Below are 9,707 nucleotides of genomic sequence, written 5' to 3' on the forward strand. Positions count from 1 at the left end.
TTCGATGCACCGGGCGGCGGACCATCCATCCTCGGCGGACCCCGCCACGGTAATGTCCGGCAGATCCGTCAGCCAGCGTTCCAGCTTTTCGCGCGCAGGCGCTTCGTCGTCGGCGACCACCACGCGGATCATGATGGAGCCCTGACCAGCGGGATGACCAGCCTTGCCTCAACGCCATCGCCGTCATTGGCTACATGCAGCGATGCGGCATCGCCATAGAGAATACCCAGCCGCTCGCGGCAATGGCGCAATCCCATGCCCTCCTGATGCCAGGGCGTCAGGGAGGATCCGGAGTTGGTCATGGTAATTATCAGCCGGTCATTTTCGGATCGCGCACTGATACGTATGTGAACCTGCCCCAGGCTGCGCTCGACGCCATGCTTGAAGACATTTTCGAGCAACGGCTGCAACAACAGGACAGGAACCGGCGTATCCAAGGGTGCCTGGTCGGTCTGCCATGCCAAGGTGACGCGATCGCGAAACCGCTCGCGCATGATGTTTGCGTACAACGCCAGCGTGCGCAGCTCTTCCTGCAATGGCGTCATTTCATGCTCGATGGATCGCAGGCTTATCCGCAGCAGATCGCCAAGCGTAGCAATGAGCGTATCAGCGCGTGCCACGTCCGTATGCATCAGCGCCGAAACCGTGTTGAGTGCATTGAACAGGAAATGCGGTCGGAGCTGTCCTTGCAGTTGAGCCAGTTGGGCTTCGGCCAACGCCTTGCGCGTTTGCAGCCATCGATCTCGATGCAGGCGCCACTGGCCATAGGAGTCGATACCAAAAAGAATGCCCAGCCACAGGCCGGCAAATAGCGACAGCTTGACGCTCTCATAGGCGAACAGGAACCACCAGCCCGAGTGCTCGTAGCTGCGCCCCACCAGGGCATAGACACCATGCCGTATGGCGTATACCGCCGTAATGAACGTGACGAAGACCAGTGGCAGCCACTGAAGATAATGACCCAACCACACCAACGGCCGATCCAGATACGATGCGTAGCGCCCACGAACCGAGATGGCGATCGTTATCCATACGGTTGCGACCAGGGCTGAACTGCCTTCCCAAAGCACAGGCTCCCACCAGCGAATAACCGGATTGCGCAGCGCATCTTGCAGTGATGCGCAAATCATCAGCAGGCAGAATGCCATCCATAAGGCACTGAAAGCCTTCACCGGGAACGCGGAACGCTCGTCGGTGTGCACGTCAGCCGTCAGCGGTCGAAGTGGCAGGTTCATCGCCGGCGAGTGTAGCTTTAGCGCTGATGGCCAGCACGCAGCTTGGGGCAAGCGGGACGTGAGAGGGGCAATGCGGCTACGCTTGGCGCATGAAACCTGAAGATCTGCAACGCCTCGTCACCATGACCATGCCTTATGGCAAATACCAGGGGCGCCTGATCGCTGATCTACCGGGCCCCTACCTGGCCTGGTATGCGCGCAAGGGCTTTCCCACCGGCGACTTGGGCAACCTGCTGGCGCTGGCGTTCGAGCTTGATCATAACGGGTTGAAGTCACTACTCGATCCGTTGCGCAAGGCACGCTGAGACGCAAGCTACGTCTCAGCGACTTCCGTCGCGAAAGCGATCTGCGACGTGGTCGCATGTCGGGCCCTGCACCTCCAAGCCGGGACCCCGTCGCGGGCTTTTGCCAGGAGACGAGAGCACTCCATGTCACACGCAACGTCAACAACCTGGCTTCCAGACCCGCTTCACCGTCATGCCTCAAGCATGGCCTTTTCCAATGCCTCGTGTGCCTCATCGACCTTGCGCTGTCGATCGGCGATCTTCTTCGGGCTCTTGCCCTGATCCTTGGCTTGCTGCAAGTCATGCTCCCTTTCGGCAAGCTTGGCCTGCGCCTTGGCAACCTTCTGTTGCGCGGCGCTGCGCAAGCTTTCTTCGGTGCAATGCGACTCCACGTGCGACAGCGCCGTGCGCAAACCTTGTTCACGTGCCGTGTTTCCATGGGCCTGGGCATAGGCCAGCTCGGTTTCGAGGGCTTGGCGTTTAGCCTCGCACCCCGGGGATTGAGCGAATACGAGGCCAGGGAACGCCATGGCGGCCGCGAACACGAATGCGAGATGTTTCATGGGTATCGCTTCCTGCGTGGAAAGCACCGACTATGCCTTGGGCCGGCGTGTGCTGCATGAACAGCCGGCCATGACCCCTGACGTCATTGTCACTGGAACGTGCTGGCAGCCAACGATTGGTCACCGCGCTTTTGGGGATCGTTCATCGACCTGGCTGCTCGCAAGGGGCCGCGCAACATGCTGCACTTGATGTTTGGTCCTGCTGGCATGCGTGGCTTTGTTGTGGAGTGGGACACCGTTGCACAAAGCATTGCGCAACGTATATCCCACGAGACCATCGGCAACGGCATGGACGACGCCACCACGACCCTGCTCGACGCGTTGTTTGCCCATCCCGATGTGGACCCGGCATGGCGCCGACGTAGTCACGTGGGTATGGCACCAGGCCTGCCGATGATTCCGATCGGCTTTACCTGGCGAGGTCGCATGCTGAGCTATTTCTCGATGGTCACCAGTGTGTGGGGCTGCACAAAGTGTCACTGCCCAGGAGCTGCGCATCGAGTGCCTGTTTGCTTGCGACGACGCGACCGAAACATTCTACGAGCATGGGACGGAAGCCCAGGCCGCCAGTTCGTGACGCCCCGACACCAATTCGCAAGTTCTTGAAGTCAATTTAGCTTCGCTCGTAGCAGGCCAGAAGTCATGGCTTTTATCCACGGCGATGGGCGTGTACGGTATGTTATAACGTAACAACCGATTCGACTCATGAAGCTGCTTCCAATGGCCCTTTTCCTGCTCGCAGCCCTGCCCACTCTCACCTTGGCGCAGCAGCGCCGTCTGGGCCCGCACGTGCATGGGCAGGCGATCGTCGACCTGTCCATCGAGCATGACGAGCTCGACATCGCTGTCAGCTTGCCGGGTCACGATGCGGTGGGATTTGAGCACCCTCCAGCGACCGCCCAGGAACGGACTGCCGTCAGCCGCACCACGGCTACGCTTCACGACGCTTCCTGGCTTGTCCCCGCGGCAGCGGCTGCCTGCACGCTTCAAACGGCCGTGGTGCAGCCGCATGGGTTCGACAAGGCTGCCGAATCTGGCGGTCATGCGGACTTCGACAGCCGGTACCGTTACACCTGCGCGCATATGGGGCAGCTTGACCATATCAATGCGTCGTTGATCGGCGCATTCCCCTCCGTGCATCAGGTCGTCGTGAATCTGATCACCGCTTCAGGCAGCAACCGGCAGACGCTTGACGCATCGGTCAGCCGCATCGACGTGACGCCATGATTCCGTACGGCCCAGATCTGCTCTTGCGGACCCGTGGCTTGCGCCACAGCTGGCGCGGCTCGGACCAGACCGTGGCACTGAGTGACATCGAATTGGCCGCGGGCGAACGGCTGTTCCTGCATGGCGCCAGTGGTAGCGGCAAGAGCACCTTGCTGGGACTGCTGGCCGGCGTTCTCGCACCCGGGACGGGCGACATCACGGTGCTGGGCACGTCCATGGCCTCGCTTTCCGCATCGTGCCGAGACCGCTTTCGTGCCGAACACCTCGGTTACATCTTCCAGCAGTTCAATTTGCTGCCGTTCCTTGACCCCATCGAGAACGTGCTGCTTGGCTGCGCGTGGTCAACCACGCGCGCCCATCGCGCGGGCGATAACCGGCAGGCCTTGCGCGCCGAGGCGATACGTCTGCTCGATGCGCTCGGGCTCGACGAAGGAGTCTGGTCTCGCACGCGCACGGGCGAACTAAGCGTGGGCCAGCAGCAACGCGTGGCCGCTGCTCGCGCGTTGATTGGTGGCCCGGCGCTGCTGCTGGCGGACGAGCCAACCTCCGCGCTGGACACCTCCGCACGCGATGCCTTCCTTCGCCTGCTACTGGGCGAATGTGCACGCCATGGCAGCGGCATCGTGTTCGTCAGCCACGACCTTTCGCTGGCCGGACACTTCGATCGCACCACGCCTTTGCGGCTTGCCGCTTCCCACCTGGAGGCATGAGCCGGTGAAGCTGTTCTACCTGACGTTCAAGAGCATTCGCCAGCGCAAGGCCAGTGCGGCGTTGACCGCGTTGACTGTCGCGCTCAGTGTATTCCTGCTATTGGGCGTGGAACGCGTGCGTACCGATGCACGATTGGGCTTCTCCAGCACCGTGTCAGGCACGGATCTTCTGGTAGGTGCACGCAGCGGTCCGGTCACCTTACTGCTGTATGCCGTCTTCCATGTGGGCGAAGCCACCAACAACATCACCTGGAAGAGTTACGAGGATATCCGCGCCATGCCGGAGGTGGCCTGGACGGTGCCGTTGTCGCTGGGCGATTCGCACCGCGGCTTTCGCGTCACTGGCACCACCACGGATTTCTTCGTGCACTACCACTACGGCAAAGGCAATGCGCTCGTCTTCGCCGACGGCAAGCCATTTTCCGACCTCTATGATGCGGTGATCGGCGCGGAAGTCGCGCGCCGGCTGCATTACAAGGTGGGTGATACGATCGTGCTTGCCCACGGGGTCGGTGGCACGGACCTGGCCATGCATGCCGACAAGCCGTTTCGCATCAGCGGCGTGATGGCAGCGACGGGCACGCCGGTGGATGCAACAATCGCGGTGAGCTTGCAAGCCATCGAGGCGATCCACCTGGACTGGCATTCGGGCATTCGCCTGCCGGGCACGGAAACCACGGCCGATCAGGCACGCCATGAGGACCTGACGCCCAAGGCCATCACAGCGGCACTGATTGGCCTGCGCTCGCGCTTGTCCGCCTTCGCGGTGCAACAGGCCATTAACGAATATCCGCAAGAACCTCTGTTATCCGTACTTCCCGGAGTGGCACTGGGTGAGCTGTGGCACCTACTTGGTGCCGCCGAAAACGCGCTGCGCGCAGTTAGTGCGATGGTGTTGCTGGTAGGCATGTCGGGCATGCTCACCGCGCTGCTGGGAACGCTTGGCGAGCGCCGACGCGAAATGGCAATACTACGCGCTGTAGGTGCCTCCACGGGTACGGTCTTCGCCTTGCTCGTTATGGAAAGCATGCTGTTGACCGTGCTGGGCATGGTGGCTGGTGTAGCCCTGCTCACGTCAGTGACGGTGGTGGCCCACGATTATCTGCTGGCCCACGCCGGCCTGGTGATCGATGGTGCGCCTGTGCCAGGTGAGTGGCTGTTGCTCGCCGTCGTGCTGGCAGTGGGCTCCCTCGCCGGTTGCATTCCAGGCTGGGTGGCTTATCGACGCTCGCTTGCCGACGGCTTGCAGGTGCGCATCTGATGGGCGGCCGATTCTCTACGGCGTTGCTGGCTGCGCTATTGGCCTCCCTGGCGCTCACCGCATGTCGTGGTGAAGCCGGATCGACCGCGGATGATCCCACGGCATCGGCCACCAGCGCGCTTGCCCGCGCGCAGGCGCAAGCCGATGCCACGCGAGCCCAGCGGACCAAGGCGCTGGCGAACGGCACGGTCGCCGCGAACGCGTTTGCCACCGCACATGGCACGCGGGTGCCCGTCCAGCCCTCCGGCAATGCACTGCTCGGGCCGCCTGACGAACACGGCTATGCCGATCTCGATTGGGCGCACATGGTGCCGCCCGAAGACATCAAACTGCTGCACGACGCACCACCCGTGTTGCACGTCGGCAACCAGCGCATGAAGCAGATCGGCACGCTGCATACCGTGGCGGCGCTGGATGGACAGAAAGTGAAATTACCCGGGTATGTCGTACCACTCGAATCCGACGATGACGGCAGGATGCTGGAATTCTTCTTCGTTCCGTTCTATGGCGCGTGCATTCACGTGCCGCCGCCACCGCCGAACATGCTGGTACACGTCAAGCTTGCCCACGGCATCGACACGCCAAGCCTGTATGACCCGCTGACCCTCAAGGGCGTGCTGCATACCCAGGTCACCCAGAACGTGATGGCTGCGTCTGCTTATGGCATGTCCGATGCCTCGATCGAACCGTACAAGAGCGACGACAGCGCTCGCCTGCGGCAGGCATTCGAGTGAGGCCGCCGACGATCCTGGGCTTCCTGGCGGGCACCGTGGTCGGCGTGGCAGGCATAGGAGCGTCATGGCGGCGGCACGAGCTTGCCGCCACCGCCACACCGCATCTGGTGGCGAAACTGCACAGGCCAGCACAGGCAACGTGCTGATCGTTCCTTCATCGACCGTGCCATCACTAAACACAGGAGCCACCAGTCTCATGCAGCCTTTTGAGCGCGCACGCGAGCCTCTTCCAGTCACCGTACTTTCCGGCTTCCTGGGTGCCGGCAAGACCACCTTGCTCAACCACGTGCTGAACAACCGCGAAAGCCGGCGCGTGGCGGTGATCGTCAACGACATGAGCGAGGTCAACATCGACGCCAGCCTGATCCGCGACGGCGGGGCCAACCTCAGTCGCACCGAGGAAAAGCTGGTGGAGTTCTCCAACGGCTGCATCTGCTGCACCTTGCGCGACGACCTGATGCAGGAGGTCGCGCGCCTGGCGGCCGAAGGACGTTTCGATTACCTGCTGATCGAATCGACCGGCATATCCGAACCGATGCCGGTGGCGGCGACATTTCACGTGCGCGATGAACGCGGGTATTCGCTGGCTGATGTAGCGCGCCTGGACACCATGGTGACCGTCGTCGACGGCGGCAGCTTCATCGCCGATTACTGCTCGACGGATTCGCTCTCTGCGCGCGGCCAGAGCAACGGCAGCACCGATGAACGCTCTCTGGTCAATCTGTTGACCGAACAGGTGGAGTTCGCCGATGTCATCGTGATCAACAAATGCGATCGCCTGGACGAAGACGAGCGCACTCAAGTGCGCCGCGTGCTGCGTGCGCTCAATCGCGACGCGCAACTGGTGGAAGCGGCGTTCGGCGAGGTGCAGTTGGCAACGGTGCTCAATACCGGCTTGTTCGATTACGAAAAGGCCCAGCGCGCACCGGGATGGGTCAAGGAGCTGATGGGCGAACACACACCGGAGACCGAGGCTTATGGCATTGCCAGTTTTGTCTATCGGGGCGATCGACCACTGCATCCGGGCCGATTCCAGGCGCTACTCGACCGGGGCATTCGTGGCGTGCTGCGCGCCAAGGGCTATTTCTGGCTGGCCAGCCGCATGGACTGGGTGGGCAATCTCGCCGTAGCCGGCGGCGCCACCGAGGTATTCCCGGCCGGCCACTGGTGGGCCAGCCGCAGACGCATTCGCTCGCGTTTGCAAGAGCCTTTCCAGGCAGACGATTTGCTGATCGCACCGCCCGATGCCTCCGAACTGCCGGATGAGGCACAACGACGGGCATTGACCAAGCTGTGGCACGAGGAGTTTGGCGACCGCCGCCAGGAGCTGGTGATCATCGGCGTGGATCTTCCCGAAGCGTCGATCCGCGCCGTACTCGATGCCTGCTTACTGACCAATGAAGAAATGGCGCAAGGGCCGGTTGCCTGGCAACATATGCCCGATCCTTTCCCGGCATGGTCTGGCTCGCGCGAATGAAGCGCACCGCGGCTATCGCCGTAGTGATGACTGTTGTGTCATGCACGGCCCTCTTGCTCTGGTTACCCGGACGGCAAGGCCAGACCAGGCCAAGCCACGTCACGACGACGCTCACGTCGCCTGTTTTCACTCATGTGGTCGTCTCCGGTGACGAAGCTGCCGGCCTCGGCGCGCGTATGGTGCGCGATGATGAACTGGCCCATGAGGTGATATTCCTGTTTGTCGCATCGTTGACTGCGCGTTGCACTCCCGAGCGAGCGCACGATCTGCCACGCATGGCCATGGCAGCGGGCTTGCCGGTGCTAGCGGCCGGGGCTGGCGGTGCGCAGGCGAACGTAGCGTTGCGCCATGCCATGGGCAAGGCGATTCATGCGGCAACCGCCCAGGCGCCGTGCCGCGGCGCGGTCACCCTGACAATCGGGCCGTTCGCCTGCACGCTGGAGCCGTTGCGCTACGCGAGCGCATTCCCGGACAGCTATTTCGATACCTCTCTTGACGTGGTCCCCGGCGAATTTGCATCGCTGTCGTTGGCCGAACGCGCGGCCGATCCGTGCAATCGGGTTGCCTATGCGGTGCTGCCGTTGAACGCATCGCGGGCATGGCAATGTGCCGGACTACGTGCCGACACGCGCAACCGCGTACGCGCGATCTGCCACGCGCAGGGTCCGCATGCCCAAGCAGCAGCCGCATCCATCCACGTGCTGCTCCAGCGCCTGCCTTCGACCTGTGCATAAGAGCGAATTCCGTCGTCTGTCGCTCGGCTGAAACCTGGAGGTCTTGTAGCGCCCCACCATGGCTTTGCGCACCGGAGGCAGCGCGCTGGACGGGATTTGCGCAAGGTCGCTAACTGCAAACGTGAAGGCCGAGGAGCGAATCGCGATGCTCCAGCCAACGACGTCAAGTCGGTTGCCTCACATCGCGATATCCCAGGCCGTGACTGCCGCCTGGGATATCGCCCTCACCGATCATTCCTTGTCCTTGCACACCGTCTTTAGTCGCCCAACACCACACCCACGCCGACGCGGAAGATCGGAGCATCGCCACGGGCAGCCGATACACCGGCGTTGACGTTGAAGCGGCCGTTCTCGCTCCAGCGTGATACACCCACGCCCATCGCGCTCTCACCCCGGTAACCAGCCACACCGGCATTCAAGGTGACCTTGCCCGGCAGGTAGGGCATATTGCTGACCAGGGCAGCCGAGGCGGCGATACCGCGATTGGCCTGGCGCTGCACGTTGTTGAGCTTCTTGGACAGGCCGTCGACCTGGCTGCGGGTCCAATCCTGCATGTTGCTCACCGCATCCTGCACCTGGCCGACGTTGGCGGCATCCGTCCGCGATGTACCGGCAGCCACGTTGGTGATCTGTCGCTCATTACCGGCCGAACCCACCGACACGCTGTTGTCACGGTCGGCCACCGAACCGGCACCGATCGCTACGGCATTGTTGCCGCTGGCCGAGGAGCCCGAACCAATCGCCGTGCTGTTGCTACCCGCGGCGTTGGCGCCGGCACCCATCGCCGTGCTGTTATTGCCCGTGGCCGATGCACCGGCGCCAGCGGCCACACTGTCGACACCTGTGGCCGTTGCCGGCTTGTCCGCATCGCCGTTGGAAGCAAAGTGCGGATCGCTCTCGGATGAGCCCGGCGGCGGCTGCACCGGATTGGGGTTGCCCGGCAACAACAGACTGTTCTCGGTATTGGTGACGCGGTCGCCCAACTGGTTGATCTGCTCCTGCATGTTCCATAGCTGACCACCGTTGACCGCATCCATGCTGCCTGGGGCGATGGTGCCCGCCATGACATTGGTCAACATGGTGCCCGCTGCGCCTCCCAGCGTGATCATGCTACGGCTGGAGCCCGCGTCATACACCACGGCATCCTGCAACTTACCATCGCTACCGATCAGGCCCGAAGACTTGAGCTGGCCCAGGTTCACCGCGTCGGTGTCTTCCGTACCATCAGCCACGCCCTTGATCTGACGCGCCTTGCCGTCCTTGTTGGTCAGGTCCACCGCCAAGCCGTCGGTACCGGCGCCCACGGTGAGCGTCGCGCCAGGAGCAGCCTGCTGCACCAGACCCACCGTGCCCGAACCGATCTGCGTCTTCAGGTGAGTGATGTCGCCTTCATTGGTGGTGACGCGGGCGTCGATATTGGTGATGTCAGCTTCGTTCTTGGTGACACGCGTGTTCAGGGCGGTCACGTTCTGGTTGGTGGCG

At 62.6% G+C, this 9,707-nt stretch carries 11 protein-coding genes; 8 read left to right on the forward strand and 3 right to left on the reverse strand.

Features of this window, described 5'->3' with window-relative positions:
- Positions 1-128: 128 nt before the first annotated feature.
- A complete protein-coding gene (locus VF436_RS01100) occupies positions 129-1,235 on the reverse strand; it encodes a sensor histidine kinase (protein WP_330902121.1) in 1,107 nt (368 codons plus the stop codon).
- 89 nt (positions 1,236-1,324) lie between these two features.
- Between VF436_RS01100 and VF436_RS01105 the strand changes: the two genes are divergently transcribed.
- Positions 1,325-1,540, forward strand: coding sequence for a DUF3820 family protein (locus VF436_RS01105; protein ID WP_330902122.1), 216 nt, complete (start codon positions 1,325-1,327; stop codon positions 1,538-1,540).
- A gap of 170 nt (positions 1,541-1,710) precedes the next feature.
- Here the strand turns inward: VF436_RS01105 and VF436_RS01110 are convergent, their stop codons facing one another.
- Complete coding sequence (locus tag VF436_RS01110; protein WP_330902124.1) at positions 1,711-2,082, reverse strand: DUF1090 domain-containing protein; 372 nt, start codon at positions 2,080-2,082, stop codon at positions 1,711-1,713.
- Between the two features lie 99 nt (positions 2,083-2,181).
- Here VF436_RS01110 and VF436_RS21665 point away from each other — a divergent pair, with 99 nt between their 5' ends.
- The 7 genes from VF436_RS21665 to VF436_RS01140 all read left to right on the forward strand — a co-directional run bounded on the left by VF436_RS21665 (position 2,182) and on the right by VF436_RS01140 (position 8,225).
- A complete protein-coding gene (locus tag VF436_RS21665; RefSeq protein WP_414649793.1) occupies positions 2,182-2,688 on the forward strand; it encodes a hypothetical protein in 507 nt (168 codons plus the stop codon).
- A gap of 99 nt (positions 2,689-2,787) precedes the next feature.
- Positions 2,788-3,309: a ZrgA family zinc uptake protein gene (locus tag VF436_RS01115; RefSeq protein WP_330902125.1), complete on the forward strand. Its 522-nt coding sequence runs from the start codon at positions 2,788-2,790 to the stop codon at positions 3,307-3,309.
- A gap of 38 nt (positions 3,310-3,347) precedes the next feature.
- Positions 3,348-4,019 carry an ABC transporter ATP-binding protein gene (locus VF436_RS01120; RefSeq protein ID WP_330902126.1) on the forward strand — a complete coding sequence of 224 codons (672 nt, stop codon included), beginning with the start codon at positions 3,348-3,350 and terminating at the stop codon, positions 4,017-4,019.
- Positions 4,020-4,023: 4 nt separating this feature from the next.
- Complete coding sequence (locus VF436_RS01125) at positions 4,024-5,280, forward strand: ABC transporter permease (protein ID WP_330902127.1); 1,257 nt, start codon at positions 4,024-4,026, stop codon at positions 5,278-5,280.
- Positions 5,280-6,014 (forward strand): DUF3299 domain-containing protein, encoded by a 735-nt coding sequence (locus VF436_RS01130; protein WP_330902128.1) that lies wholly within the window; start codon positions 5,280-5,282, stop codon positions 6,012-6,014. Before VF436_RS01125 ends, VF436_RS01130 begins: the two co-directional genes overlap by 1 nt.
- 196 nt (positions 6,015-6,210) lie before the next feature.
- A complete protein-coding gene (locus VF436_RS01135; protein ID WP_330902129.1) occupies positions 6,211-7,491 on the forward strand; it encodes a GTP-binding protein in 1,281 nt (426 codons plus the stop codon).
- Positions 7,488-8,225, forward strand: a complete 738-nt coding sequence (locus tag VF436_RS01140) for a hypothetical protein (protein ID WP_330902130.1) — start codon at positions 7,488-7,490, stop codon at positions 8,223-8,225. Before VF436_RS01135 ends, VF436_RS01140 begins: the two co-directional genes overlap by 4 nt.
- 257 nt (positions 8,226-8,482) lie before the next feature.
- Here VF436_RS01140 and VF436_RS01145 read toward each other — a convergent pair.
- Positions 8,483-9,707 (reverse strand): YadA family autotransporter adhesin (locus VF436_RS01145; protein ID WP_330902131.1); only part of this gene is annotated, 1,225 nt, incomplete at its 5' end.

Source organism: Dyella sp., assembly GCF_036384435.1.
Classification (GTDB): Bacteria; Pseudomonadota; Gammaproteobacteria; order Xanthomonadales; family Rhodanobacteraceae; genus GSA-30.

Excerpts from the sequence above, each read along its gene's own strand:
- VF436_RS01100 (WP_330902121.1), bottom strand. The coding sequence starts at position 1,235 with ATGAACCTGCCACTTCGACCGCTGACGGCTGACGTGCACACCGACGAG.
- VF436_RS01105 (WP_330902122.1), top strand. The coding sequence starts at position 1,325 with ATGAAACCTGAAGATCTGCAACGCCTCGTCACCATGACCATGCCTTAT.
- VF436_RS01110 (WP_330902124.1), bottom strand. The coding sequence starts at position 2,082 with ATGAAACATCTCGCATTCGTGTTCGCGGCCGCCATGGCGTTCCCTGGC.
- VF436_RS01115 (WP_330902125.1), top strand. The coding sequence starts at position 2,788 with ATGAAGCTGCTTCCAATGGCCCTTTTCCTGCTCGCAGCCCTGCCCACT.
- VF436_RS01130 (WP_330902128.1), top strand. The coding sequence starts at position 5,280 with ATGGGCGGCCGATTCTCTACGGCGTTGCTGGCTGCGCTATTGGCCTCC.
- VF436_RS01135 (WP_330902129.1), top strand. The coding sequence starts at position 6,211 with ATGCAGCCTTTTGAGCGCGCACGCGAGCCTCTTCCAGTCACCGTACTT.
- VF436_RS01140 (WP_330902130.1), top strand. The coding sequence starts at position 7,488 with ATGAAGCGCACCGCGGCTATCGCCGTAGTGATGACTGTTGTGTCATGC.